Consider the following 26,809-nt stretch of genomic DNA (forward strand, 5'->3'; position numbering starts at 1 on the left):
AATACACTTCGCTGTCGCAAACCATTGATTCTATGAGGGTCATCACCCTTTCGGACATTTGACCGTACAGCGCGTAATTGCTGCTGAAAGCCACAATTCCGTGCCGGCGCAACGTGTCCTTGATCTGGAAATAGGGCGCGCCCATTTTGACGTAAGGTTTGGCGTCGTAAGTACGGGCGATCACGCAGCCGTCGTTGTTACTGAGAACAACAATGGGGGTGTGGGCGAGGTCTGGCCGGAAAACACGCTCAACCGCGCCGTAAAAATGATTGCAATCTACCAGGCCGAACACGGGCAAGCCCGCGTAGAGCGCAGTTTTAACGTGCATGGTTGCGAACGCTGTAATTCACCACACCCCATATAACCAGTTCGTCCCCCTCCATGACGTACCTGGGCGGAAATTTGGGATTTTCGGCCATCAACACCACCTGATCATCCAGCTTGTGCAGACGCTTGCACACGCACTCTGCATTGAGTGCCGCAATGACGATATCGCCATGCCGCGCCGTTTTGCTTCGATCAACCACCACCAGGTCACCGCTGAAAATACCGGCGCCTTGCATGCTGTCGCCTTGGATCTTGGCCAGGTACATGTGGGGGGCTCGGATCTCAAACAGCTCATCGAGCGAGATCAATTTTTCAAGGTGATCGGCTGCCGGCGATGGAAAACCGGCAGACACCTGGGAGGAATACAGTGGAAGTGATACACCACCGCTGGCAATGGGACCAAGAAGGGTCACGCTCATAAACCTAGCCTGAACAAATAACTGTATGGATACACAGTTAACTGCGCCGCAGAAGTCTCGTCAATTTGAGCCGACCAAATGCCCTCCGACCTGAATTGAGCCCTGCGGAAAACCTATATCACTCGAACTCCTATTTCTTACTGCACTCAACGCGGCCATCCGGTTTCCTGTACCTGAACTCACTTTAGGTACGGTGCGATGCCCCCTATCCATAAGCCTTCCCGCACGACGAAGCATTGGCTTGCTTCCATGGCCTTAACGTTACTGTCTGCCACAGCACACGCGGAAACGTGGGTCATCACTGATCACGCACATCCTGTGTCCGTACCTACTGGCGTGCGCATCATTCGTCTCGACGACCAGCAACGCCTCGAAGAGCTGCTGTCTCAACAGCTTCCTAACGATCAACGCCAGGCTGAAGCAACCATTCAACGTTACTTAGCAAGTCCAGCCGGCAAACGTCTTCAAAGCGACCTGGTTCAAGCACAGCAGGGCATTACAGATGCCTGGAGTGTGGGGGTTGAAAAAATCCCCGCAGTTGTCGTCGACCGCCACTACGTTGTGTACGGGGAGGCGGACGTGGCAAAAGCCATAGCGCAGATTGATCGAGCTAGGAGCCTGTCACGATGAGACGCTCACGCTTAGCGATCCGCCCACTGTCACTGGCCATCGCCTTCAGCTTGTCCTTCAGCGCATCAGCTGCGATCACTTCGGCCACAATCATTGCTTCGACGCTGTCGCCGACCTGTCTGGAATACAAAGTCGTCGGCATTTGCTATTGGCTGCTCTGCACACCCTTCGGCTGCAAGGTCAAAACTTCGACCAAGGTTCGTCACTACGTCCCGGACGCCGTGGTGTCTGCATACTCAAATACGGGGATGAACCCCTGGATAGAGATGTCGCCTCTCGGCACACCTAACCCGATGGCTCAAGCAGGTAACGATGGCACCACCAACCACGTCGCCGAAAACAACATGATCAAGTTCAAGGAAGCCGATGTGATCGGCCATCCTGGTGGTGCGGCACTGAGTCAGTTCGCCAGCGCCTCTGGCTATGTCTGCAAAGGCGCAACGTTACCACTAGTCCCCTACTTCCTTAGCACCCTGGACCCCATAGCCTGGCGGTACGGCGTACCTGAAGCTGTATACCCCGAGGCGCTTATCCCAGGGATGCGTGAGGTCGGTAGCCTGCTCACTGCAAGCAGTTGGGGGAATGTCTACCCCCGTAGCGGCTTTCTCAACCAGACCGATGACTACAAGACCGGTGCCGTCATTGCACAACGTGCAGGCGATGTGACCACTCGCCTCGGTCAAGTTCACGTCTACCTGCCGATGCTCGCCCTTCCCTATCCAGGTTACTGGCCAGCGGGACCACTGCGCGAAGGTGACGCCTCCACCGGCAAATGGCAGGAACTGACCCCGGTGCTCAATCCCACCTGCGCAACATTTCCCACCATCGGACCCAACATCGATGCCCAGGACGGTGGCTACGCCTGGGCGCTTTGGCGCCCGTATTCGTGCTGCCAACGTCGTGGCCAGACTTTCCTCGGCAGTACGGACTTCCAATGAACTTCAGCGACTGGAGCACTACATGAAACTCACCCCCTTGGCGATCTGCCTCATCTGCTGTTTTAGCAGCGCAGTAGCGCAATCTGCTGACCCAATCAACGTCTCCTCCTCTGGCAGCGTCATTGGTGACGACGTGCTCTACAACATCGGCGGGGGGAACGCCGTGACCATGGGGAGCGCCGGCAATATGGACAGTATTTCCGTCGGCGGTGGCTGGAACAACAACCTGGTCTGCGGAAACATGAGCATGAGCAACACCCTGCAAAACCAGTTGAATGGTGCCACCTCTGGATTCCAGAACATCATGAGCTCGGTGGTGCAGAACGCCACCAGCGCCGTCGCCTCGCTGCCAGCCTTGATCCTCCAACGCGCAAACCCAGCGCTGTACAACCTCATCACGAATGGCATCTTGCAGGCTCGGTTGGACTTTGACCGGTCCAAAGGCACCTGCAGGGCCATTGGCGAAAAAATGGCGGATATCGCCGGCAATCAAATGGGCTGGGGCAAGCTTGCTGAAGGTCAAGCAATGAGCCAGGCGCTGACGTCCAACACGGACGCAGTGTCGGCTGTGGAGCAGGTCGAAAAGAAAGGTGGCAACGATGGCGTCACCTGGGTTGGGGGTGATCGAGCAGGAGGTTCCGGCCAGAAGCCAATCCGCATTGTCGGTGACGTCACCAAAGCGGGTTACAACCTGCTGAACAAACGCACGGCCGGCGATACCGGCACGATCAGCAAAGACAGCTGCAACAACGGCATGGTCTGCAATGTCTGGTCATCGCCCCAAGAAGCGACCACATTCGCCAATCGCGTGCTGGGAGAACAGCAACAACAAACCTGTGACAGTTGCCCTAAAACGGTGACAGCAGCAGGTGTAGGCCTCACGCCGCTGATCCAGGAAACATACGACACTAAGCTTAAAGCACTGCAGGAGCTGCTGACTGGAAGAAAAAGTCTATCGGTCGAGAACCTTGAGGCTGCAAGTAGCAACTCTCTGCCCATCACCCGTGGTGTTGTGGCGGCTCTCAAGGATGAGCGAGATCAAGACGTACTCGCTCGCAGACTTGCCTCCGAAGTCGCGCTGTCCGACGTACTGGAGAAAGCGTTGACCCTTCAACGTACCTTGATGGCAGGTAGCCGAGAACCAAACGTCGCGGCTAACGACCTGGCCGTGCAGGCAGTCGGTCAGCAGAGCTCGTCGCTGCAACAGGAAATTGGCAACCTGAAGATGGAGCTGGACATGCGTCAGCAGCTCGCGAAGAACTCACCACTGACCATCATTGAACGCGGCAAAGCTCGGGCCGAAGACTCACGCGGCGTATTTCCAGGAGATCCAGAAACGGATCGCCTGAATCAGTTGCAATCACCTGCCAAGAGCAAATAGTGAGGTGTAGGCAATGACTGATATTCAAGATCCTGTCGCCGCCCCCAACCGCTCACTGACTAGACGTGTCGGGTGGGGCATTCTACTTGTGCTAGGCACTCTACTTGTTACTACCGCCCTCGTAGTGCTACTCAGCGCCGTATTGATGAGCGTGTTCGACAGTGCTGAGCAATGGCAAGCATGGCGTGTCGAAAACTACTGGCCGCTCTTCACCTGGCGACTGATGCTTTATATCGCGTTGACGGTTGCCTGGCTCAAGCTCAAGGCTCGTTTGACGCAATCGAGGCGCAAAGGGTTGCTGAAGATCGAGGTCATGGTGGTTTTATTGTTTGCCATGGTTGAGATGAGCAAAGTGCTGTATCAAGCAGGAGGTGTCCAGTGACCCTCTACACCAATGACTATCTGGAGTACTACCTCACCCTGGTGGGCTGGATCATCAACAACGGCATCTGGGACATGATTTCGGATACCGGTCTGTTCGCCCTGCCCTTCTGCATAATCGTGATTCGAGAATGGCTCAAGGTCCGTGGTGAAGGGGCTGATGAGGGTAACAAAGGCGTGCTTTCACTGGCCCGGATCGAGACCAACATCTATGTTGGTTACGTCGTCGTCGCATTCTTCGCAGTCCCTGCCGTCAATGTGAGTTTCGATACCTTGGCGTTCGATCAAAGTAGAGCCCAGCAATGCCAGTACAACTTACCCAAACCAGCTGACACCGGCTGGAACACGACATTTAGCTCTCTGGCTGGAAAGAGTGCGCAGATGCCAATGTGGTGGGCGTTTATGCATGCGTTGTCAAAAGGGTTGACCAGTGGTGCGGTCGCAGCCATACCTTGCGGGACCGATCTGCGACAGATGCGAATGGACGTAAACAACACCAAGATCAATAACCCGTTGCTGGCCCAGGAGATCGGCGACTTTACCCACGACTGTTACGGACCTTCACGCGCCCGACTTTTCATGCGTCAACCAGATGTGGGCACGAAAGCCAATGACCCCCAGTTCTTGCAGGACCTTAGTTGGATCGGCTCCCACTTCTTGCTGAACACCTCGGGCTACTACGACACAGACTACTCCAAGACTCCCAGAACTTCCTGGCCATACAGTGCTTCGCGTGATGTGGGGTTGCCTCAGGTTAGCGGAGGTGGAGGATATCCAACCTGTAAACAATGGTGGTCCGATAGCGGAGTAGGCTTACGAGATCGTATCAAAGATCAGGTATCACCTGACCTCATGACAAAAATGCTTGGTTGGGCGAAGTGGTTGTCCCAGGACGAAGTAACCGACTCGCTTGTTCGGCAACTGGTCTCACCGTCGAACCAGGTGAAAGGAGATGTTTATACGGACTACGGTGGGCAAATTAACGGGACGGTGTGGAATGGCGCAGCTCGGGCAGCCGGCACTCTTGGAGTTGCACTGGGATCCATGGCCTACTTCCCTGCCATGGACATGGTTCGTCAGGCGCTACCAATGGTCATGGCGTTCTTGAAGATGGCGATGGTGATTTGTATCCCGCTGGTACTGATCGTCGGCGCTTATCAGTTGAAAGTAGCAATGACCATGACAGTGGTATTTTTTGCGCTGATCTTCGTGGACTTTTGGTTTCAACTGGCACGGTGGGTAGATACAACTATCCTGGACGCCCTGTATGGAGCAGGCTCACCCCATTTGTCATTTGACCCTGTCATGGGATTGAACGCTACGACTCAGGATGCAATCCTGAATTTCGTGATGGGTTCGATGTTTATCATCCTACCGTTGTTCTGGATAGGAGCACTTGGATGGGCGGGTATTAGTGCAGGTAAGGCGCTAGAGGGACTTACGAGTGGAACACTAGCCGTTCGAGGTGCTGGAGAGAAAGTTGGTCAAACAGCAGAAAGCAAAATTACAAAGTGAGGGATGTAGACAATGCACAACACTTCATGCCTCACCACTTTTGGCTTTCGTCTTCACGACGCCACAAACTGTTTGGACCATTCCGATCCCAGAGACTCTGAGACTTGCTTTGAACATTAACAGTCTCTTGATTATCAACCTTAGCCATGATCAGCGCGGTAGTCGCGATGAAAGCTACTGCAGTCAACAGGCCAATTATCCAGTTGAACAGTGGTACCGAGAAAAAAAGCACTACTGATAACAACGTCAGCCGTTTGAACCAACGAAGCACTAGATTCGAATCATGCAGAAAGAAGCGCACCACACGACCAAGGCTATAGCCCAAGCGGCTTGCAACGGTCTGTGAGGTGTATGCGGTCATCATGCTTCTCCTAGCCCTCCTTAAACTGGAGGCGCTTTGACATTATTTATAATCCTGATTTCGCGCTGCCGCAAGGCCAATGGATAAACGGGTGCGCCGTCATGAGTTCGCGGACGCCCTACCCCCACCCACCGCCAAATGGCCCAAAAGGGTAAATGGTCTCTAAAAGCGAATGGAATGGTTCACAAGGGTAAAAGCCCTACCCGAAAGGGCTTGCTACGCAAAAAGGTCGTCGCCCTCACCTGCTGTTCGTTGCAACTCATGGAGCGACACTCAATAAAAAAAGGGTTCGGAACCTCGTCGTGCAACTGTTCTGCGCAGGCGAAATCACATGGAGCGTCACACTGATGGCGTAACGCCTCTCGAAATACCCTAACGCAGCCGGTGACCTTTTCCCATTGAAGTAAACCCACCAGATAGCGGAAAAGCCAGTCCATGATTCATTGATGGAGCTGGTGATGTTCTCATTTTTCCGCCGCAGCAAACCCTTGCCTGCTGCCGCCCCTTCACCAAACGGTTTTCTGAAACCTGCCCAGGGACAGGATCTGCTGGCGACCCCACGGCGTCAAAAATTGCTGGAGAACATCTGGCAGCGTGCTTCGTTATCACGCTCACAGTTTGTGGAGCTCTATCGGCGCCCACTGGAGCGCTACGCAGAGTTGGTCCAGCAGCTCCCTGCCTCGCAGAACCACCACCATGCACACCCAGGCGGGATGCTTGATCACGGCTTAGAGATCGTCGCCTATGCGCTGAAGATTCGACAGACCTACCTCCTACCCATCGGCGCACCTCCGGAGTCTCAATCGGCCCAGGCCGAAGCGTGGACGGCCGCAGCTGCTTATGGCGCTCTGATTCACGACCTCGGCAAGATTGCCGTCGACGTGCACATCGAACTGGAGGGAGGTAAAACCTGGCACCCATGGCATGGCCCAATCAACCGCCCTTATCGCTTTCGCTATGTGAAAGGACGCAACTACCAATTGCACGGGGCCGCTGCCGCACTGATCTACGCGCAGATCCTTTCCTCGGAAATCCTGGACTGGCTCAGCGGGTTCCCCGAAGCCTGGTCGCAACTGATCTTTGTGCTGGCCGGCCAGTATGAGCACGCCGGCATATTGGGCGAGATTGTGGTCAAGGCCGACCAAGCCTCGGTCGCGCAGGAGCTCGGCGGTAACCCTGCTCGTGCGTTGTCAGCGCCAAAACAGTCCTTGCAACGTCAACTGGCGGACGGTTTGCGCTACCTGGTGCGTGACACGTTCAAGCTGAATCAGCCTGATGGCCCCTCAGATGGGTGGCTGACACAAGAGGCTCTATGGCTCGTCAGCAAACCGATTGCCGATCAACTACGCGCTTACTTGCTGACCCAAGGCGTTGAAGGCGTACCCAGTTCGAACGCGCCCTTCTTCAACATGCTGCAGGACCAGGGTGTTATCCAGACCAATGCCCAGGATAAGGCCATCTGGAAAGCAACAATCGACAACGGTCGCGGCTGGCGAAATACCTTCACCCTGCTCAAGCTTTCACCCTCACTGATTTGGAGTGATCCCAACGAACGGCCCACCGTTTACGCAGGCACCCTTGAGGTTGAGGCTGGCAATGCAGTGGATGAGCTTGAGGCGCAAAGTCCCAGCGCTGCTCCAGTGAAAAGCTCACCTAAAGCGACTGAAGCTAATGCTGCTCCAGCGCCATTAACGCCGTCACCAACGGCATCCGCTGATACACCACAGCGCCCTTCGAATGATCCAGCTGAATTTGACGCGCTATTGGCACTACTAAATAATGTCAATGAGCCACTAGAGGAAACCCAAAACAGCCCCTTGTCACCAATACAGAGCGTGTCGGCGAAACCGGATGATAGCGAGCCCCTTCACTCTCCTAACCCAGGAGGCGTGCCTTCACCAACTGATAAAGAAGTCATTTCAATGCCCAGCAACACCGAGCTCGGCCAGGGATTCGTTGAATGGCTTAAACAAGGGATCGCCTCTCGAAAAATCATTATTAACGACACCAAAGCACTGGTCCATACAGTAGCCGGGACCGCTATGTTGGTGACGCCAGGAATATTCAAGCGCTACGTCCTTGAGTTCCCCCACATTGAACAGCAAGCCAAAGCACAGCAAGTCAACGCTTGGCAGTTGGTTCAACGAAGTTTCGAGAAGCAAAAACTTCATCGTAAAACCCTGAAGAGCCTGAATATCTGGAACTGCGACGTAATCGGCCCTCGCAAATCAAAACAGCTGAAGGGTTACTTACTATTGGACCCCCTCACGATTTTCTCAGAAGTACCTCTCGATAACGCAAGCCTTTCTTTAAAATTAGAATCAATGGAGTCCCAACAATGACCACCGCCTTGCTACTTACGGAGGAATACATCTTTGCGCGTGACCTTCGACCTGCATCTGCAAAGACTTATCTATCCTCAACCAAAGCGATGCTCGCACATTTTGGGACCACCCCAATCGAACAGATTGATCATCGGTCGATCCTCGCGTGGCGAAAGGAGTTTCTGGCAAATGGTAAGGCAAAACGCAGTTGGAATACTTATTCGAGTCACCTTCGTACTGTATGGAAATATGCGATAAAGCACGAAATGCTTAAACATACGACGGTCAACCCATTCATAGAAACCTGTGTAATTCCCCCAAAACGCCCTAGCAAAATACTCGATGCAAATTTAATTCAAAGATCTCGGAATTGGCTCGACACGCTAGAGGCACAAGAGCGCTGCACAAATGAGCGCAGCCAAGTCACACCCGCTTGGTTTTGGCTTGCTGTATTCGAGGTTTTCTACTACACCGGCATACGACTGAATGCTTTATTGCATTTGCGCTACAAAGACGTCGATCTTGATAAGCAGATGATTCTAATCCGTGGTGAAACGGAAAAAACACATCGAGAGTTCTCTGTGCCCATCATGGAAGGTCTCGCGCCCCACCTAAAACTAATTTTGGATAAAGCGAAGCGCGCTGGCTTCACCCCAGATGATCAATTGTTCAACGTAAACCGTTTTTCAATGCATTACCGTGGGCGAGTAATGACATCGGATCAGGTCGAAGCAATGTACCGTAAGCTGACCCAAAAATTTGGAGCCCGAATCACCCCCCATCGTTTTCGTCATACCTTGGCCACAGATCTGATGAAAGAACCAGATCGAAATATTCATCTCACGAAAAACCTGCTGAATCATTCAAACATCGCGACGACGATGAGCTATGTCGAGGTCGACTACAGCCACATGCGCACGGTCCTGCATGAGCGTAGCGTGATGCAAGGGGCATTAAGACGTATCCGGCGCGAAGACACGAGCGGAGCGTCATCACGATCACATGGGACGGTCAGAAGGCTAGATAGACCGACTGTGAAGCTGCCCTCTTCCAAAGCCTTGGAAGAAATAGCCATAGCCATGGAACTGTCGACGAATCCAACGCTTAAGCAAGCTTTGAATCACGTAGCCAATTACTTTGGTGAAATACAGGAACCTCAGCGCGATCAGGAACATCCGCCTGCAGAAATGAATACCCTAGCTGCTCTCATGTCTTCTGCAATCAGAAGGCCAAGCGTGGCATCAGGGTATTCGAGTGCTGAGTTAGCGAGACCAACCAAATTATCACCATGACAACCGATCAGGGTTAAGCGCGCCGGCGGAGCAGCAGCGCCCTACTGCTTACAAGCACGTATCGCGCATGCCAACATCGCGTTGGTAGAGGCATCTGCGCGCAAAAAATATGAACGCACAAAAAAAAGGCAAAAAAAAGACGCCTAAAAGGCGTCTTTTTCAGCGGAAATGGTCGGGGTAGGGGGATTCGAACTCCCGACATCCTGCTCCCAAAGCAGGCGCGCTACCGGACTGCGCTATACCCCGGCATGTGCAACGAAAAGCCGTTGCACATTGACATCATGCGACAACAAAACTACTGTTTGCCGCAGACGGCTGCATGTCGATCGAGTAGATACTGCTCAACTCCGCCCTACTTAACACACATCCGCTTTGAAAATGGTGGGTCGTGTGGGATTCGAACCTACGACCAATTGGTTAAAAGCCAACTGCTCTACCAACTGAGCTAACGACCCGCTGTGTGGTGGCGCGTATAATACTGATTTCTAAGGATTATTCAACACCTTATTTTAAATAAATCAGAAAAAACGCATTTGAACGGTAATTCGGTGGGTAGAACGCCTCTCGCAGCCGCCTGATCAGCGCCCTGGCTCGTCGTTCCACAGGTACTTGTGTAGCTGCAATTGCAGGCGCACCGGCAGGTTGTCCGCCACTACCCAGTCGGCCAGCTCCCGCGCATTCAGGTCGTGGTGGCTGGGCGAGAACAGTACCTCGCCCGCACGGCGCTCCAGGCCATACTGGATCAGCTTGGAAGTGGCCCAGTCGTAATCGTCGCGAGAACAGATGACGAACTTGACCTGATCGTTGGCCGTCAGCAAGTCGATGTTCTCGTAGCGGTTGCGGTGGACTTCCTTGGAGTCCGGGGTCTTGAGGTCGACGACGCGGCTGACGCGCGAATCGACCGCAGAGATGTCCAGGGCGCCGCTCGTTTCCAGTGAAACCTCGTAGCCGGCATCACACAGTTGCTTGAGCAATGGGATGGCGTTGGGTTGCGCCAAGGGCTCGCCGCCCGTCACGCAGACGTAGCGTGGCCGGTAGCTGGCAACCTGTTCCAGGATGTCGTCGAGGGTGCGCACGGTGCCGCCACTGAAGGCGTAGGCGCTGTCACAGTATTGGCAGCGCAATGGGCAGCCGGTCAACCGTACAAAGACAGTGGGCAGGCCAGCAGTGCGCGTTTCACCCTGCAACGAGTAAAAGACTTCGGTAATACGTAATGTGTCTTGCATAGTCGCCACGGGCGTAACAGCTAAACAGGCTGTCCGCCTCCGTCAGGCACTTCAAGGGATTGCGCCAACGCGTCAACCCCAGGAAGCGTGTTTCATAAAAGGGCGTGGATTCTAACGAAAAAACCCGCGACAAGCGCGGGTTTCTTCTAAACGGGCTGCATGGCTTACAAGCGTTGCAGGTCCCGCTGGGCCAACTGCGCCGCGGAGGTACCCGGATACTGGGCAACCACCTGCTGCAGAATGCCTTTGACCTTGTCAGTATGACCCAGGCGGCGTTCTACATCAGCGAGTTTGTACAGCGAATCCGGAACCTTGGCATGCTTGGGGTACAGCTGGCTGACCTTGGCAAAAGCCTGGCCCGCCGCTTGCAAATCACCCTTTGCCAGGTTGACCTCACCCAACCAGTACTGGGCATTGCCCGCGTACTGGCTGTTAGGGTATTTGCGCAGGAAAGCGGTAAAAGCCTGGCTGGCTTTATCAAAGTCCTTGGCCTTGATCAGGTCGAAGGCTGCATCGTAATACAGTTTTTCCTTCGCTGGATCACCCGGCTCGCTGCTCGCAGCAGGGGCGGCAGCAGCGACCTCCGCTGCGGCGCTACCGGCAGCGGCACTGGGTGCGCCACCGGCAGAAGAATTATCAGGAGTAGCGGCAGGTGCAACACCGGCTCCAATACGACGATCAAGATCCTGGTATCGCTCCAGGCCTTCTTGCTTCAGCTGACGCACTTCATTTTGCAGAACTTCAATGGTGCCTTGTTGCTGCGCCAATTGATCCTGCATGCGTTGCAGCTGGTTGAACAGCTCGCCCTGTGCCGAGGGAGCGGACGTAGCCGCTCCCCCCGCATAGGCGCCGTTCGTGCCATAACCTGCTGGCGGATAACTGCTCCCGCTATTGTTATAGCCTGAGTTGCTATCCGTTACAGGAACCGCAGCCCACACCGCAAGCGGTGCGACGCTGAGAGCCAATACAGTTAGAGCACGACGGCACGTTCGCATGACGAATTACTTACGCAGTTCGACGCGACGGTTCTGAGCCCACGACTGTTCGTCGTTGCCAGTTGCAACTGGACGCTCTTTACCGTAGGAAACCAGTTCCAGTTGGCCTGGAGCAACACCTTGCAGTACCAGGTAGCGCTGAACGGCTTTCGCACGACGCTCGCCCAGAGCCATGTTGTACTCACGAGTACCACGGGCGTCAGTGTTACCTTCCAGAACAACGCGAGCGCCGTTAGCTTTCAGGTCCTTGGCGTGAACGTCCAGAGCGCGCATGGCTTCTGGCTTCAGGTCCGAACTGTCGTATTCGAAGTAGAAAGTGGTGATAGCGCGCAGAGCAGCTTCTTCGCTCAGGGAGCCGTCGACCGCACCAGTGTTGGCGCCGTAACCAGCGTTTGGATCAACAGCTGCGCCTTCACCGGCATTGTCGCCGCCTTTAGAGGAGCAACCAACGGCTACGGACAGAGCCAGAGCCAGAGCAGCAAACTTACCAAACTTCAGCATTTCCATCGTGAAACTCCTAATGAACCCCAGTGTGTTAAGTACTTCTTTTTGTAGCGCCGCGTCAGTTCAGGTAAGGGGACCAGGATGGTTCTCTGACTTCGCCTTGTGCGGTAGGAAGTGGGAGCCTTACGCGTCCATTGATGGACACGAGCATCAAGACTCCCCGGCCCTGCTGGCGGGTGGCGTAGATTACCATGGTGCCGTTGGGCGCAACAGTGGCTGACTCATCAAGGTTGGTATCTGTAAGGATTTTTACGGTTCCGCGCTGCAAATCCTGGGCCGCAACCCGGAAATTAGTGAAACCATCCTGACGGTGAATCATCACCAACGTCTTTTCATCGGCCGAAAGCTTGGGGTTGGCGTTGTAGTTACCAATAAAGGTCACACGTTCCGCACCGCCGCCGTTCACATTTGCCTTGTAGACCTGAGGCTTGCCGCCACGGTCGGAGGTGAAGTAGATGGTCGAACCATCCTTACCCCAGAACGGTTCGGTGTTGATGCCCGGGCCGCTGGTCACGCGCGAGAGCTGACGCGAGGCCATGTTCATCACGTAGATATCCGGGTTGCCGTCCTTGGACAGCACGAAAGCCAGGCGTGAACCATCCGGCGACCAGGCTGGCGCACCGTTGAGGCCTTCGAAGTTGGTGATCTGCTCACGACGGCCAGTATCGATGTGCTGCACAAAGATACGCGGGCGACGCTGTTCGAACGATACGTAGGCAATACGCTTGCCGTCCGGCGCAAAGCGCGGCGACAGGATTGGCTCACGGGACTGCAGCAAAGTCACTGCACGTGCACCGTCATAGTCCGAACGCTGCAGGGTGTAGCGGGTGTTGTCTACAGAGAAACGCTCAGCCGTGACATACAGCAGGCGCGTCGAGAACGCCCCTTTGATACCGGTGAGTTTTTCAAACGACTGGTCCGAGATGTAGTGAGCCATGTCGCGCAGTTGCTCGGCGGTACCCGATACGCTGCCGGTCAGAACCTGCTGCTCGGTGGCCACGTTGAACAACGTGTACTGGATCTGCAGGCGACCGCCGGCCGGCGTGATGCTGCCGACCATGAGGTACTGGGCACCGACCGCCTTCCAGTCACGGAAGATGACTTCGCTGGCCTGGGTTGGCTGGCTGATCATGTTGCCTTTTGGAATCGGCGCGTAGTAACCGGAGTTACGCAGGTCGTCGCTGACGATCTGGGCCATGTCGTCCGGCAGCACGCTGCCGCCCTGCCAACCGAACGGCACGACTGCAATCGGGGTGGCCCGATCACTGCCGCTGGTTACCAGGATGTTCTTTTCATCTGCCGCCGCTATCCCTGCCATACAGCAAATAACGACAAGCATTCCTCGAAGAAGGTTTCTCACAAGGCTAGATCCTCAGGTGTGAATGTCATCTTGAATGAACGATAGGGAGCGAAGTCACTTGGTTTCATTCCCTGCATCTCGGTCAACCGGCCAATGTTCTTGACCGCGGCAACCGCCGAACTGTCGAACGAACCGTCACCACTGGACTTGGCCACGCTGACCGAAGTCACCGTACCGTCCGGCAACATGCCGATCTGCAGCACTACTGTCATGCCTTTACGTGCCGAAGGTGGACGTGTCCAACCTTCTGCTGCCCTCGCCCGTATCAGGTCGTCGAAACTGCCCGCGACTTCATCGCCACGCTCATCGGCCAAGGCTTGCTGACGCTGCGGCGTGTCGGAAAGCAAATCTGCCAGGGCCTGGGCCTTTTTCTCTTCGGCGGATTTGCGCGCTGCTTCCTGGGCCTTCTTCTTGGAGGCGTCGGCGGCAGCTTTCTTCTTCGCTTCGTCGGCGACTTTCTTCTTCGCCTCGTCTGCTTCAGCTTTTTTCTTGGCGTCTTCGGCGGCTTTCTTCTTCGCGTCTTCGACGATCTTTTTCTTGGCTTCTTCAGCGGCCTTTTTCTTGGCCTCTTCTTCGGCAGCCTTCTTGGCTTCTTCTTCCGATTTCTTCTTGGCTATATCAGCCAATTGTTTCTCTTCGGCCTTTTTCGCTTCGGCAGCTTTCTCGGCTTTCTTGGCTTCATCAGCCTTTTTCGCCTCGTCGGCCTTCTTGGCTTCGTCAGCCTTTTTCGATTCCTCGGCCTTTTGAGCCGCCTCTTCTTTCTTTTGTTCCGCAGCAGCCTTCACCGCTTCCTGCTCGACCTTCTTCTGTTCCATCTGCTCGACTTCAGTCTGGCGCGCGGCCGACTTCTGGGCCTCACCCGCAATCTTCTGATTGGTCTGGGTGGTGGCCTGGCTTTTCGATTTCAGCTGATACAGGGTCGCCTGCACGATCGGCTTGGCTGGCGGCAGGTCCGGCGTCATGGCAAAGCTGACGAACAGCATGCCGAACACCAGGACGTGCAGGGCAATTGCCCACACGCCAGGCCAGAAGTAGCTTTCCGAGGCGGACGGCTCTCGCTGTTGCTGCATCAGGGCGCCTCGGTAATCAAGCCAACGTTACCGACGCCGGCCTTCTGCAGCCCGCCCATGGCACCCATGACGGAGCCGTAGTCGACCGATTTGTCGCCCCGGATAAACACCTGGGTGTGCTTGCCGCCTTCGTTGCCGGAGCGAATGATCTTGGTCACCGCATCGGTCATGGCCGGCAAGGTCAGGGCCTTGTCCTGCTGCTTTTGCGTGTCGACTTCGCTGCCAAGGTTCCAGTAATAGGTCTTGTCAGCCTTGATCGAAATGGTCAGGACCTGAGTGTTGTTGTCCTGCGGCAAGGCTTCACTGGAAACCTTGGGCAGATCAACCTTCACGCCCTGGTTGAGCATCGGCGCGGTCACCATGAAGATCACCAGCAGTACCAGCATCACGTCGATGTAGGGCACTACGTTCATCTCGGCGACCGGCTTGCGCTTTTTGCGAGCTCGAGCGATTAAAGCCATTGGGAATTACCTGCTTATTCTTCGCTGGTGTGCACTTTACGGTGCAGGATCGCCTGGAATTCATCGGCGAAGGTGTAGTAACGGCCGATCAAGGTTTCGCTGGTGGCGGCAAAACGGTTGTAGGCGATTACTGCGGGGATAGCGGCGAACAGGCCGATCGCGGTGGCGATCAAGGCTTCGGCAATACCCGGGGCCACGGTGGCCAGTGTGGCTTGCTGCGCCTGGGCCAGGCCGCGGAAGGAGTTCATGATGCCCCATACGGTACCGAACAGGCCGATGTACGGGCTGACGGAACCCACGGTGGCGAGGAACGGCAGGCCCTGCTCAAGTTTCTCTTCTTCGCGGGAGATGGCCACGCGCATGGCACGGGCCACGCCTTCCATCACCGCTTCCGGGTCTACACCAGGCTGCTGGCGCAGACGGGAGAATTCCTTGAAGCCGGCACGGAAGATCTGCTCGACGCCCGAGTCCGGGTCCGGGTTGCTGCCGGCCTGGCGGTACAGCTTGGACAGGTCGATACCCGACCAGAAGCGCTCTTCAAAGCTCTCCAGGGCACGTCGACCGGCACGCAGCATGTTGCTGCGCTGAAAAATCATGACCCAAGAGGTAACCGATGCGGCTACCAGGGTCAGCATGACCAGTTGAACCACGACACTGGCATTGCTGACCAGGCTCCACATGGAGGAATGGTCGACGACGGTAGGTTCCACGCTAAATCTCCTGCTTTGATTGTTGACCCGCGCCGCTCACGGCGGCAAAGGCCGCACGTAGAGTTTCGGGAATGGCCCGAGGTTTCAAGCTGTTGGTGCGCACACACGCCACCAGGAACTGCCCCTCACAGAGCAGCGTTGCATCCGTGGCCCGCCTGACCTGCTGTTTGAAACGCAGGCTGGCACGGTTCAATTCGATGACTTCGGCACTGACCAGCAATTCGTCGTCCAGTCGCGCCGGTGCGTGGTAACGCGCCTCGCTGGAATGCACGACGAATAACAGGTCCTCGCCTACCAGCTCGGACTGGGCAAAACCCAACTCCCGCAGCCGCTCGGTTCGAGCCCGTTCCATGAATTTCAGGTAATTGACGTAATAAACGATGCCGCCGGCATCGGTGTCCTCGTAATAAACGCGACAGCGATGTGCGAACGACTGATCCCCGTTTTGCGCGCGCATACTCTAGTGCTTACTCCTCAGGTTGCCAATTGGCTGGGCAACTGTTTTTTCATTCCTGAACGCTTTCAAATGACGACGCCAGACACTGGGACAGCACAAAGCTCGGATAAATCACCCCACATGACAAATACCCTGTAGGAGCGAGCTCGCTCGCGAAGAACCTGAGCGCGCCACGTATAACCAGACATACCGCATTATCGTTGGCGTTTTTCGCGAGCAAGCTCGCTCCTGCAATTTTTTAATCGTCTACTGCATCGAGGAATTCGTCTACCACGGGCATCTCTCCCAATCGTGACGGAATGTTTAGCCCAAAGTGCAGGTAAGCATGACGCGTCACCACCCTGCCACGCGGGGTTCGCATGATGTAGCCCTGCTGGATCAGGTACGGCTCCAGCACATCCTCAATGGTATGGCGTTCTTCACTGATGGCTGCGGCCAGGCTGTCCACGCCGACCGGGCCACCGTCGAATTTCTCGATCATGGTCAAAAGTAGGCGTCGATCCTGGTGATCGAAGCCATGCTCGTCCACATCCAGCAGGTTCAAGGCCAAGTCCGCCACGGCCTTGGTGATGTGGCCCTTGGCGCGCACCTCGGCAAAGTCGCGCACGCGGCGCAGCAGGCGGTTGGCGATTCGCGGCGTGCCACGAGCACGTCGAGCGATTTCAAAGGCGCCTTCCGGGTCCAGGGGCAAGCCAAGGATACTCGCCGAACGGCTGACAATGGTCGCCAGATCGGCGGTGCTATAGAACTCTAGACGTTGAACAATACCGAAACGGTCTCGCAGCGGGTTGGTCAGCATGCCCGCACGGGTGGTCGCGCCCACCAGGGTGAATGGCGGCAGGTCGAGCTTGATCGAGCGGGCCGCCGGGCCTTCGCCGATCATGATGTCGAGCTGGAAGTCTTCCATGGCCGGGTACAGCACTTCCTCGACAATCGGCGACAAGCGATGGATTTCGTCGATAAACAGCACGTCATGGGGTTCAAGATTGGTCAGCAGCGCTGCCAGGTCACCCGGCCGTTCCAGCACCGGGCCGGAGGTGGACTTGATCGACACGCCCATTTCCTGGGCGATGATATTGGCCAGGGTGGTCTTGCCCAACCCCGGCGGGCCGAAGATCAAGGTGTGGTCCAGGGACTCACTGCGCCCGCGCGCGGCCTGGATAAACAGCTCCATCTGCTCGCGCACGGTGGGCTGGCCGATGTATTCGGCCAGGCTCAGCGGGCGGATGGCCCGGTCCTGGACTTCTTCACGGTCACGCGGGCCGGTGGCCGCGATCAGACGATCGGCTTCAATCACTTAAATCATTCCCTTCAGGGCACGGCGAATCATGTCTTCAGCGCTCAGGTTCTTGTCCTTGATGGCCGATACGGCCTTGCTGGCTTCCTGGGGCTTGTAGCCCAGGGAGATCAGCGCATTGACCGCATCGCTTTCGGCGCTGGCAACCTGGGCCGCCGGCATATCCGGCTGGTTCGGTACCAGGGCGAACATGCTCGGTACCACCTCCCAGGCTTTGAAGCGGTCCTTGAGCTCGACCAGCAAGCGCTCGGCGGTCTTCTTGCCCACTCCCGGCACCTTGGTCAGGGCCGAGGTGTCCTGGGCGGATACGGCACGCACCAATTCATCCACTTCCAGGCTCGACATCAAGGCCAGGGCCAATTTGGGCCCCACGCCATTGAGACGAATCAGCTCGCGGAAGAAATCGCGGTCGCGCTTGCCGATGAAACCATAGAGTAGTTGCGCGTCTTCACGCACCACCAAATGCGTATGCAAGGTTATCGGCTCGCCGACCGACGGCAGGCGATACAGGGTGGTCATGGGCACTTCCAGCTCATAACCCAACCCATTCACATCCAGAATCAGGTGCGGCGGCTGTTTCTCAGCCAGGGTGCCGCGCAAGCGTCCAATCACGGTTCAGATCCTTAAAGCTTGGGGGTCAGTTCAAGGCCTGACCGCAAAAATAACGATTGCGCTGATGCTATCAGAGACGCAGGCGCCCGCCACGACTACGTGCTGCGCCCAAGCCGTGAGGCAGCAGGCTGGAACGGGTGTGCGCATGGCAAATGGCGATGGCCAGGGCGTCCGAGGCGTCGATCTGCGGCTTTGAAGTGAGCTTGAGCATGTGCATCACCATCATCTGCACCTGCTCCTTATTGGCACCACCGGTACCGACCACGGCCTGCTTGACCTGGGTCGCGGTGTATTCAGCGATCTCCATGCCCTCCTCGGCACCCGCCACGATGGCGGCGCCACGGGCTTGGCCAAGCTTCAACGCCGAGTCGGCATTCTTGGCCATGAACACTTTTTCGATGCCCATGGTGACCGGGCCGTAGGTCTGGATGACTTCACGCACGCCGCGATAAACGATCTGCAGCCGCTCGGCCAGCTCGCCGGCACCGGTGCGGATGCAGCCCGAGGCAACGTACACACAGCCGCGCGGGGTCTGCTGCACCACGCCAAAACCGGTGATGCGCGAACCGGGGTCGATACCTAGGATTAAAGTCATAACGCCTGCGGGTTGGATTTACAACGGTATGTGCCAGGCACACATTTGTGTAACAGCATAGAACCCCTGTGGGAGCTGGCTTGCCTGCGATGCGGGCACCTCGGTGCTTCTGTCAAATCGAGGTGATGCTATCGCAGGCAAGCCAGCTCCCACAGTGGATATTCATCGTTCTTAAGTGAGCTGTTCGGCCACAGACTCAGGGATGTCGGCATTCGAATACACATTCTGCACGTCATCCAGGTCTTCAAGCATGTCCAGCAGCTTCAGTACCTTCTGCGCACCGTCCAGGTCCAGTTCGGCACTGGTGGTCGGCAGCATCACGATTTCCGCGTCGGTGCCGTTGAAACCAGCGGCTTCCAGGGCGTTACGCACGGCGTAGAAGCTGGCAAACGAGGTGAACACATCGATGGAGCCGTCTTCGTTGGTGACCACGTCATCGGCATCCGCTTCCATCGCAGCTTCCATCAGCGCGTCTTCATCGGTGCCCGGTGCGAAGGTGATCTGCCCCTTGCGTTCAAACAGGTAGGCCACCGAACCATCCGTGCCGAGGTTGCCACCGCATTTGCTGAACGCATGGCGTACGGCTGCCGCGGTACGGTTGCGGTTGTCGGTCATGCATTCGACCATCACCGCCACGCCGCCCGGGCCATAGCCTTCGTAGGTCAGCTCGACCATGTCGTCAGTATCGGCCGCACCGGCGCCACGGGCCACGGCGCGATCAATGATGTCGCGGCTCATGTTGGCGCCCAACGCCTTGTCCAGCGCCAGGCGCAGACGCGGGTTGGAGCCTGGGTCACCGCCGCCCTGACGGGCAGCGACGGTCAGTTCGCGAATCCACTTGGTGAAGATCTTGCCCTTCTTGGCATCCTGACGCTCTTTGCGGTGCTTGATGTTCGCCCACTTGGAATGGCCAGCCATAACACAACTCCGAAATTCTCTAGAAACCTTATCAATCCCGCCTCCCGGCGTAATGCCGTTCAGTTAAGCGTATATCGCCCTCTGTAGGAGCGAGCTTGCTCGCGAAAAACGTCAATGATAACGCGTGCTTCCTGATTGAACGCGGCGCCTGTGAGTTTTTCGCGAGCAAGCTCGCTCCTACAAAAAGCCTTAACTGAACGCCATTACGCCCCAGGCGAGATTTCCCTCTTTTAAACGCAAAGGCGCATCCGAAGATGCGCCTTGTTGACTGCCTACCACTTTATCGCGCTTTCACGCAGCAGCCTTACTCAGCCTTCGGCGTCTCACGCAGGCGGATGTGCAACTCGCGCAAGGCCTTGGCATCCACCACACCTGGCGCCTGGGTCATGACGTCCGCAGCGCTCTGGGTTTTCGGGAAGGCGATCACTTCACGGATCGACTGGGCGCCGGTCATCAGCATTACCAGACGGTCCAGGCCGAACGCCAAACCACCGTGCGGCGGTGCGCCGTATTTCAGGGCGTCGAGCAGGAAGCCGAATTTCTCTTCCTGTTCCGCTTCGTTGATGCCCAGCAGGCGGAAGACCGCTTGTTGCATCTCTTTGCGGTGGATACGGATCGAGCCGCCACCCAGTTCAGTACCGTTGAGCACCATGTCGTAGGCACGGGACAGCGCGCCTGCAGGGTTGGCTTCCAACTCTTGCGGGGAGCACTTCGGCGCAGTGAACGGGTGGTGCAAGGCGCTGAAGCTGCCGTCGTCGTTCTCTTCGAACATCGGGAAGTCCACAACCCACATCGGTGCCCATTCGCAGGTCAGCAGGTTCAGGTCGTGACCGAGCTTGATACGCAGCGCGCCCAGGGCTTCACTGACGATCTTGGCCTTGTCGGCGCCGAAGAACACGATGTCGCCGTCAACCGCACCGACGCGATCAAGGATCGTGTTCAGGTTGGCTTCAGGGATGTTTTTCACGATCGGCGATTGCAGGCCGTCGACGCCGTTGGCGCGCTCGTTGACCTTGATGTACGCCAGGCCCTTGGCACCGTAGATGCCGACGAACTTGGTGTAGTCGTCGATCTGCTTGCGCGGCATGCTCGCGCCGCCAGGCACGCGCAGGGCGGCGATACGGCATTTAGGGTCGTTGGCCGGGCCGCTGAACACCTTGAAGTCGACGTCCTTGAGCTGGTCGGCCACGTCCACCAGTTCCAGCGGGTTACGCAGGTCTGGCTTGTCGGAACCGTAGCGGCGCATGGCTTCTTCGAAGGTCATGTGCGGGAATTCGCCGAACTCCAGGCCCAGCACTTCCTTGAACAGGTTGCGGATCATTTGTTCGGTCAGGCCCATGATCTCTGTTTCATCGAGGAAGCTGGTCTCGATGTCGATCTGGGTGAATTCCGGCTGACGGTCAGCGCGCAGGTCTTCGTCACGGAAGCACTTGGCGATCTGGTAGTAACGGTCGAAGCCGGCCACCATCAGCAGTTGCTTGAACAGCTGTGGCGATTGCGGCAAGGCGAAGAAGCTGCCGGCGTGGGTACGGCTCGGTACCAGGTAGTCACGCGCGCCTTCCGGGGTGGCCCGGGTGAGGATCGGCGTTTCGACGTCCAGGAAGCCGTTTTCGTCAAGGAAGCGGCGGATGCTGGTGGTCATGCGCGAACGCAGGCGCAGCTTCTCGGCCATTTCCGGACGACGCAGGTCCAGGAAGCGGTAGCGCAGGCGGGTTTCTTCGCCCACATCGGAGTATTCGTTGAGTGGGAACGGCGGGGTTTCCGACTCGTTCAGCACTTCCAGCTCATAGCCCAGCACTTCGATGCCGCCGGACGCCATGTTCTTGTTCACGGCACCGGCCGGACGCAGGCGTACCTTGCCGGTGATCTTCACCACGTATTCGCTGCGCACGCGGTCGGCGGCGGCAAAACTCTCGGCGCGGTCCGGGTCGAACACCACCTGGGCCAGACCATCACGGTCACGGATATCGAGGAAGATCACCCCGCCGTGGTCGCGGCGACGGTGAACCCATCCGCAAAGGGTGATTTCCTGACCTTCCAGGGTCTCGTTCAGTTGGCCGCAATAGTGGCTGCGCATCATGGTCGTGGTTTCACTTCTCGTAATTCGAAATTCGGTGGCAGGCCTGCCTCGTCACCGTACAGTTAAGCAGGGGACGGATAATGCAGGAGCCTGCGCGTAGAGTTCAACTCAGTCTGCTTTGTCGCCGCCCGCCAGGTTCTTCTTGGCGCCGGTCTTGAAATCGGTCTCGTACCAGCCGCTGCCGCTCAGGCGGAAGCCCGGCATGGACAACATCTTCTTCAACTCAGGTGCCTGGCAGGCAGGGCAATCGACCAGCGGCGCGGCGCTGATCTTCTGAATGGCTTCCAACTGATGACCACAGGAAGCGCATTGATAGTCGTACATGGGCATGGAGATGTCTCGGCGATCAGATCGTTACAGCGCCACGCCCTGCCCTGTGCATAAAGCCCCGGCATGCGCAGCAAAGCGCGGGATTATATCTGGTAAATCAACACAGCGCAGCCGGCTTTGTGCCCAGGGCCCGGCCCGCCAGGATGACGGGCCGACCACGGGACTACTGCGCGAGCGTGTCCTCGGACGTGAGGGCGCCCCGGCCTTTGAGCACGTGGACCACGCACACCACCCTCACCAGCCCACTGAAGTTCTTCACGCCTCCGTAACGCAAATGCACTTCCCGGTCGACATAGGACAACAACGCACTGACCGAACAGGTATTGAGCCTGGCGATTTCCGTCAGGATGTTCCAATAGATCTGTTCAAGCCGCAGGCAGGTAGAAAACCCATTGAGCCTGACCGACCGGGACAGTGGCTTGGCCAGTCCCATATCAAACCCCTTCGAAAAAGGGTCAACTTTTATCTTGTGAAAACCACAGGCTTCCATCACTCCCTTACCCACTCCACGTGACATACACCTGACACTCCATTGCCAAACAGCAGCCAACAGGTTTCTCCCATTGGACGATGGGCCTATAAAACAGCAGCCAGCGCAGAGCAGCCAGAAGACGGGGAGTAGTTAGTCGTAGGACAACGCCAGGAAGCGCAGGGAAACCAGCAGGCAGCGCCCAAGGCGCCGCCTGGGTTTAACCGTTACTGGTTTTCGAGCAGGGAGCGCAGCATCCACGCGGTTTTCTCGTGAACCTGCATACGCTGGGTCAAGAGGTCCGCCGTCGGCTCATCACTGACTTTGTCGAGCAATGGGAAGATACCTCGCGCAGTACGCGTGACCGCTTCCTGTCCGGCCACCAACTGCTTGATCATCTCTTCGGCGCTCGGCACACCCTCTTCTTCCTTGATGGAAGACAGGCGCGCGTAAATCGAATAGGCACCCGGCGCCGGGAAGCCCAGGGCACGGATACGCTCGGCAATGGAGTCCACTGCCAGCGCCAGCTCGTTGTACTGCTCCTCGAACATCAGGTGCAGCGTACGAAACATGGGGCCTGTGACGTTCCAATGGAAATTGTGGGTCTTCAGATACAGAACATAGGTATCGGAAAGCAGGCGGGAAAGTCCGTCGACGATGGATTTACGGTCTTCTTCACTGATACCAATATCGATTGCCATGTGTTTCCCCTTCAATTGACGAGCATTCATTGATCAGGTGCAGCTCCACTCTAGCAAGAGAGTGCGCCATGTGCAGCCCGACACACCCGAGCGACATGCGGCAAATCGCCCCGCACCGCCTACGGGATCTGACTTGGCAAGCCTGTTTACCTGTGGGAAGAGTCTCGGCATGCCAATGAAAAATCCCGCACCTGTCTAGGACAAGCGTTTGACGCAGAAATGCCCTGGCCGTGGCAACACCCCGAAATGCTTGATTTGAGTAGGCACAGCCTTTGCTGTTAAATAGACGCGGTGTGGCTGCCGTTTATTCCTGCGGCACGTCACATAGGCTGATACCCGCGCACGTGCTCAACGCCTCCCATTGTTCAGAAGCGAACCGTGCCAGTCAGCTCTTCCTTGTGATCCGTCTTAACGTGAGTTAACCAAAATGTTGAAAATCGTCCACCTGCTAACGGGCGTTGCAGCGTTGCTGCTGTCCTTTATTCCGAGCCTGCAGCCTGAAAGCCTGCCCTATCTGGAACAACACGACGCCCTGTACCTGGCCTTGTTCGGCCTTCTTAACCTGACGCTCGCACCGGTAATCCCTTACTGGAACAAAGGCACGCGTCATCAACTGCAAAACCTGGTCAGTGCGCTGCTGGTGCTGACTGTTGTCGTACAAACCCTCACCCTCCTGGCGCCCATGCCTGAAGTCGGGGGCCATCCGGCCATCCTGCTCAGCCTGGTGATTGCTGTGGTCGCCATCGTTCTTCACCTGGCCATCAGCTTCTACCGCTCGTCTCCAGCGGCCGCGTCGCAAAACTATGACATGACCAACCGGGATACCGGGACCGTCAAGTGGTTCAACACCTCCAAGGGCTTTGGCTTCATTTCCCGCGATTCGGGCGACGATATCTTCGTCCACTTCCGAGCCATTCGTGGCGAAGGCCATCGCGTCCTGGTCGAAGGCCAGCGCGTGGAGTTCTCGGTGATGAACCGTGACAAGGGCCTGCAAGCCGAAGACGTCATCGCTGCCCTGCCGCGTCGCTGATTCCTAGCCTTCGCAGCAAAAAAAACCGCGATCCAGCCTTGGCTGGGTCGCGGTTTTTTATTGCGTGCACATTCAATAGTGGGGCGGCGGCGCTTCTTCTTCGGATGACTCGAACTGCCCGCCCATTTCTTCCTGGCGCTTGAGCAGTGCAGTCATCTGCAATTGCAGGCGTTCGACGGCCCGCTGCTGGGCAACCAGGATGTCGTTGAGGGTTTCAATGGTGTCGTCCTGGAAGGCCAGGCGGCTTTCCAGGTCGGTAACGCGTTCTTGCAGGTCCATGGTTCAGTCCTGGGTAAAGGTGAAGTCGGCAGGTAATAGCTCGCGCAATCGGCTGAGAATCGCGGCCACCTGCTCTTCGGTGTAGGGCTGGGCTGGATGCTTGCCCCACACGGGGGCTGGCCAGGCGGCGTCGTCGCGCTTGCGCACAATCACATGCACATGCAACTGGCTGACCACGTTACCCAGCGCGCCGATGTTCATCTTGTCGGCCGCCAAACCCTCGTTGAGCAACTGCGCCAAGGCCGTCGTTTCTTGCCACAAGGTTTGTTGATCTGCGACATCCAGTTGAAACACTTCGCTGATACCGTTGACGCGTGGCACCAGGATGAACCAGGGGTAATTCGCGTCATTGGACAGCAGCAGGCGACAGAGCGGGAAGTCCCCAATGGCCAAGGTATCTTGTTGCAGGCGTTGATCTAAGGCGAACACGTGGCACTCCGTTCGGCAGGTCGGTAACAGGTGCCCAGCATACCTTCGAATGCCCAAGGCTTCACGGGCAATGCTGGCGGCCTTGAGGCAGTCGGGCAAAAAAATGCACCCTTTAGAGGCAGTAACCCAGAGGAGCAACGCTGGGCCGGGCCTCAACGGGATGCACCAAAATGACCCACCTGTGCCTCAAAGGGATCCGCCGATTACCCACCGATAAGGGTCAACCGGTAACGTTTTACCCAGATACAGGATTCAGGTGCCACCGAACCTGGGTAACACCCTGGCGTCAAGCCCAACCCAAATGGCGTAAAACCCCCGTGCTTATGCGGTTTTTACAGGTTCATCACACTTTTCACGAAAAAATGACATTCGGTCGGCGGTTTGAGCACGCTTGTTGCATTCACCCCTCTATCGTCGGCAACGGCACCCGTTTGGACACAGGTGTTTCGCGATAAAAATAGTGGCGTTTCAATGTGTATCAGGGATGTGTTCAGACTTTGAAAGAAGTCTGAAAACAGCATTGAAGTTGTCAGCCTGGATACATTTCAGGCTGTGAATTTGCGACATGGATCTAGCGATTTACGACAGCCTCGTAAAGAAGCTGAAAGGATAGTTGAGTAAGTATCGTCAATAGGGTCTGCGTGAGCTAACTTTGCGCCGACACAAAAAGAAAGAGCCGCCCAGATAAAAATACAGGTGGGACGGCAGTACTCTTCCTAAAACCAAAGGAGCAAATCACGATGCGCGTGATGAAGTGGAGCATGATCGCCCTGGCTGTTTCAGCAGGCACCTCGCAGTTCGCAATGGCGTCCGCCCAGGACGATTCCAAGGGCTTTGTTGAAGACAGTACGTTCAGCATCAACACCCGCTTGCTGAACTTCCGTCGGGACTTCCGCAACAACGACTCAGGCAAGAGCTACACCAACGAGACAGGCCTGGGTTTCAACGGTCTGTATCAGTCGGGCTTCACCCAGGGTACCGTCGGTTTTGGCGTTGATGTCATTGGCCTCTTGGGCGTGAAACTGGACAGCGGCAAAGGCCGTTCCGGCACCGGTCTGTTCCCAACCGGCTCCGATGGTCGCTCGCAGGATGAATACTCCAAAGGCGGCGGAGCGGTTAAATTCCGTATCTCCAACACCGTGCTGAAGGTCGGTGATCAATACACCACCGCGCCAGTGTTCGCCTCCGATGACAGCCGCTTGCTGCCGGAACTGCCTCAAGGCATCTCCATCACCAGCAACGAAATCAAGGATCTTAAGCTGGAGGCCGGTCACTTCACCTCGATTGTTGCTCAAGACCACACCTACAAAGACAGTATCTCCAGCGCCGAACCCGGTACCGGTACTGGCCTGCGAGACGCAAACTTCGTCGGTGGCGTGTATTCCTGGACACCAGAATTCACCACCAGCCTCTACTACTCGAAAGTAGAAGACTACTGGAAGAAACTCTACGCCAACGTGAACTGGACTCACGCCCTCAGCGATGACCAATCTGTTGCTGTTGATTTCAACATCTACAGTACCAAAAGCGATGGTGCGGGCCTGACCCGCGCAGAGAAAGATGGCACAACCAAGCTCGATAACCGTGCGTTCAGCTTGCAAGGCGCATACACCGTTGGCGCCCACACCTTCACCCTGGCAGCCCAAAAGGTCAGCGGTGACGGCGATTACGCATACGGCGTAGACGGCGGCGGCACTGTGTTCCTGGCTAACTCCATC

The 26,809-nt window shown here is 56.6% G+C and carries 29 protein-coding genes, 2 tRNA genes and 1 pseudogene; 9 read left to right on the plus strand and 23 right to left on the minus strand.

The window, feature by feature from the left end; translation table 11 throughout:
• Positions 1-328, minus strand: a pseudogene (locus tag A7K61_RS22970) (DNA polymerase V subunit UmuC); the annotation flags it as partial.
• Entirely contained in the window at positions 318-746 is a 429-nt protein-coding gene (locus A7K61_RS22975; RefSeq protein ID WP_020303094.1) for a LexA family transcriptional regulator, read from the minus strand. The gene A7K61_RS22975 and the pseudogene A7K61_RS22970, both read right to left, overlap by 11 nt.
• Positions 747-944: 198 nt before the next feature.
• On the opposite strand from A7K61_RS22975, the gene A7K61_RS22980 reads away from it, so the two are divergent.
• Genes A7K61_RS22980 through A7K61_RS23000 form a run of 5 tightly spaced genes read left to right on the plus strand, consistent with a single transcriptional unit; the run spans position 945 to position 5,591 of the window.
• The gene (locus A7K61_RS22980; RefSeq protein WP_020303095.1) at positions 945-1,376 is read left to right on the plus strand and encodes a TIGR03757 family integrating conjugative element protein; all 432 of its coding nucleotides are present in this window, start codon (positions 945-947) and stop codon (positions 1,374-1,376) included.
• Positions 1,373-2,314 (plus strand): TIGR03756 family integrating conjugative element protein, encoded by a 942-nt coding sequence (locus A7K61_RS22985; protein WP_032905014.1) that lies wholly within the window; start codon positions 1,373-1,375, stop codon positions 2,312-2,314. Before A7K61_RS22980 ends, A7K61_RS22985 begins: the two co-directional genes overlap by 4 nt.
• A 22-nt stretch (positions 2,315-2,336) precedes the next feature.
• The gene (locus A7K61_RS22990; protein WP_019821327.1) at positions 2,337-3,695 is read left to right on the plus strand and encodes an integrating conjugative element protein; all 1,359 of its coding nucleotides are present in this window, start codon (positions 2,337-2,339) and stop codon (positions 3,693-3,695) included.
• Positions 3,696-3,708: 13 nt separating this feature from the next.
• A complete protein-coding gene (locus A7K61_RS22995; RefSeq protein ID WP_020303098.1) occupies positions 3,709-4,077 on the plus strand; it encodes a hypothetical protein in 369 nt (122 codons plus the stop codon).
• The gene (locus tag A7K61_RS23000) at positions 4,074-5,591 is read left to right on the plus strand and encodes a conjugal transfer protein TraG N-terminal domain-containing protein (protein WP_020303099.1); all 1,518 of its coding nucleotides are present in this window, start codon (positions 4,074-4,076) and stop codon (positions 5,589-5,591) included. Before A7K61_RS22995 ends, A7K61_RS23000 begins: the two co-directional genes overlap by 4 nt.
• Positions 5,592-5,622: 31 nt before the next feature.
• Here the strand turns inward: A7K61_RS23000 and A7K61_RS23005 are convergent, their stop codons facing one another.
• On the minus strand, positions 5,623-5,952 hold the full coding sequence (locus A7K61_RS23005; protein ID WP_020303100.1) for a hypothetical protein: 330 nt from the start codon (positions 5,950-5,952) through the stop codon (positions 5,623-5,625).
• A 458-nt stretch (positions 5,953-6,410) separates the two neighbouring features.
• Here A7K61_RS23005 and mobH point away from each other — a divergent pair, with 458 nt between their 5' ends.
• A complete protein-coding gene (gene mobH / locus A7K61_RS23010; protein WP_087716012.1) occupies positions 6,411-8,294 on the plus strand; it encodes a MobH family relaxase in 1,884 nt (627 codons plus the stop codon).
• Entirely contained in the window at positions 8,291-9,568 is a 1,278-nt protein-coding gene (xerC, locus tag A7K61_RS23015) for a tyrosine recombinase XerC (RefSeq protein WP_019821271.1), read from the plus strand. The genes mobH and xerC overlap by 4 nt, the downstream gene beginning before the upstream one ends.
• 169 nt (positions 9,569-9,737) lie before the next feature.
• Here the strand turns inward: xerC and A7K61_RS23020 are convergent.
• From A7K61_RS23020 to A7K61_RS23105, 18 genes are all read right to left on the minus strand, one after another.
• Positions 9,738-9,814: transfer RNA gene (locus tag A7K61_RS23020), tRNA-Pro, on the minus strand.
• A gap of 133 nt (positions 9,815-9,947) precedes the next feature.
• Positions 9,948-10,023, minus strand: a tRNA-Lys gene (locus A7K61_RS23025).
• Between the two features lie 123 nt (positions 10,024-10,146).
• Positions 10,147-10,794 carry a 7-carboxy-7-deazaguanine synthase QueE gene (gene queE, locus A7K61_RS23030; protein WP_069558443.1) on the minus strand — a complete coding sequence of 216 codons (648 nt, stop codon included), beginning with the start codon at positions 10,792-10,794 and terminating at the stop codon, positions 10,147-10,149.
• 164 nt (positions 10,795-10,958) lie between these two features.
• Complete coding sequence (gene ybgF, locus A7K61_RS23035) at positions 10,959-11,789, minus strand: tol-pal system protein YbgF (protein ID WP_069558444.1); 831 nt, start codon at positions 11,787-11,789, stop codon at positions 10,959-10,961.
• A 6-nt stretch (positions 11,790-11,795) separates the two neighbouring features.
• Positions 11,796-12,296 (minus strand): peptidoglycan-associated lipoprotein Pal, encoded by a 501-nt coding sequence (pal, locus tag A7K61_RS23040; protein ID WP_003193861.1) that lies wholly within the window; start codon positions 12,294-12,296, stop codon positions 11,796-11,798.
• Positions 12,297-12,351: 55 nt separating this feature from the next.
• Entirely contained in the window at positions 12,352-13,632 is a 1,281-nt protein-coding gene (gene tolB / locus A7K61_RS23045; protein ID WP_032874245.1) for a Tol-Pal system beta propeller repeat protein TolB, read from the minus strand.
• Between the two features lie 17 nt (positions 13,633-13,649).
• On the minus strand, positions 13,650-14,723 hold the full coding sequence (tolA, locus tag A7K61_RS23050) for a cell envelope integrity protein TolA (RefSeq protein WP_003193863.1): 1,074 nt from the start codon (positions 14,721-14,723) through the stop codon (positions 13,650-13,652).
• Positions 14,723-15,175, minus strand: a complete 453-nt coding sequence (gene tolR / locus A7K61_RS23055) for a protein TolR (RefSeq protein WP_161793227.1) — start codon at positions 15,173-15,175, stop codon at positions 14,723-14,725. Before tolR ends, tolA begins: the two co-directional genes overlap by 1 nt.
• Positions 15,176-15,198: 23 nt before the next feature.
• Positions 15,199-15,894 (minus strand): protein TolQ, encoded by a 696-nt coding sequence (gene tolQ, locus A7K61_RS23060; RefSeq protein WP_003193865.1) that lies wholly within the window; start codon positions 15,892-15,894, stop codon positions 15,199-15,201.
• 1 nt (position 15,895) lies between these two features.
• Complete coding sequence (gene ybgC / locus A7K61_RS23065) at positions 15,896-16,351, minus strand: tol-pal system-associated acyl-CoA thioesterase (RefSeq protein WP_003193866.1); 456 nt, start codon at positions 16,349-16,351, stop codon at positions 15,896-15,898.
• Between the two features lie 238 nt (positions 16,352-16,589).
• Positions 16,590-17,648 carry a Holliday junction branch migration DNA helicase RuvB gene (gene ruvB / locus A7K61_RS23070; RefSeq protein ID WP_003193867.1) on the minus strand — a complete coding sequence of 353 codons (1,059 nt, stop codon included), beginning with the start codon at positions 17,646-17,648 and terminating at the stop codon, positions 16,590-16,592.
• Complete coding sequence (gene ruvA / locus A7K61_RS23075) at positions 17,649-18,260, minus strand: Holliday junction branch migration protein RuvA (RefSeq protein WP_003193868.1); 612 nt, start codon at positions 18,258-18,260, stop codon at positions 17,649-17,651. It abuts the gene before it with no gap.
• A gap of 70 nt (positions 18,261-18,330) precedes the next feature.
• A complete protein-coding gene (ruvC, locus tag A7K61_RS23080; RefSeq protein WP_019821257.1) occupies positions 18,331-18,855 on the minus strand; it encodes a crossover junction endodeoxyribonuclease RuvC in 525 nt (174 codons plus the stop codon).
• Positions 18,856-19,026: 171 nt separating this feature from the next.
• On the minus strand, positions 19,027-19,773 hold the full coding sequence (locus tag A7K61_RS23085; RefSeq protein ID WP_003193870.1) for a YebC/PmpR family DNA-binding transcriptional regulator: 747 nt from the start codon (positions 19,771-19,773) through the stop codon (positions 19,027-19,029).
• Positions 19,774-20,077: 304 nt separating this feature from the next.
• On the minus strand, positions 20,078-21,853 hold the full coding sequence (gene aspS / locus A7K61_RS23090; protein WP_032895509.1) for an aspartate--tRNA ligase: 1,776 nt from the start codon (positions 21,851-21,853) through the stop codon (positions 20,078-20,080).
• 108 nt (positions 21,854-21,961) lie between these two features.
• Complete coding sequence (locus A7K61_RS23095) at positions 21,962-22,183, minus strand: FmdB family zinc ribbon protein (RefSeq protein WP_003193872.1); 222 nt, start codon at positions 22,181-22,183, stop codon at positions 21,962-21,964.
• A 163-nt stretch (positions 22,184-22,346) separates the two neighbouring features.
• Positions 22,347-22,700, minus strand: a complete 354-nt coding sequence (locus A7K61_RS23100) for a ribbon-helix-helix domain-containing protein (RefSeq protein ID WP_047711670.1) — start codon at positions 22,698-22,700, stop codon at positions 22,347-22,349.
• Between the two features lie 179 nt (positions 22,701-22,879).
• A complete protein-coding gene (locus tag A7K61_RS23105; RefSeq protein ID WP_003193874.1) occupies positions 22,880-23,353 on the minus strand; it encodes a Dps family protein in 474 nt (157 codons plus the stop codon).
• 427 nt (positions 23,354-23,780) lie between these two features.
• On the opposite strand from A7K61_RS23105, the gene A7K61_RS34095 reads away from it, so the two are divergent.
• Complete coding sequence (locus tag A7K61_RS34095) at positions 23,781-24,383, plus strand: cold-shock protein (protein WP_003193875.1); 603 nt, start codon at positions 23,781-23,783, stop codon at positions 24,381-24,383.
• Between the two features lie 72 nt (positions 24,384-24,455).
• On the opposite strand, the gene A7K61_RS23115 is transcribed toward A7K61_RS34095, so the two are convergent.
• On the minus strand, positions 24,456-24,662 hold the full coding sequence (locus A7K61_RS23115) for a SlyX family protein (RefSeq protein ID WP_003193876.1): 207 nt from the start codon (positions 24,660-24,662) through the stop codon (positions 24,456-24,458).
• Between the two features lie 3 nt (positions 24,663-24,665).
• Positions 24,666-25,091 (minus strand): HIT domain-containing protein, encoded by a 426-nt coding sequence (locus A7K61_RS23120; RefSeq protein ID WP_069558445.1) that lies wholly within the window; start codon positions 25,089-25,091, stop codon positions 24,666-24,668.
• A gap of 740 nt (positions 25,092-25,831) precedes the next feature.
• Here A7K61_RS23120 and A7K61_RS23125 point away from each other — a divergent pair.
• A partial coding sequence (locus A7K61_RS23125; protein WP_069558446.1) for an OprD family outer membrane porin occupies positions 25,832-26,809 on the plus strand: 978 nt, incomplete at its 3' end.

Origin of the sequence: Pseudomonas sp. AP42, assembly GCF_001728935.1 — a bacterium.
In the GTDB taxonomy this organism is placed as follows: Bacteria; Pseudomonadota; Gammaproteobacteria; order Pseudomonadales; family Pseudomonadaceae; genus Aquipseudomonas; species Aquipseudomonas lactis.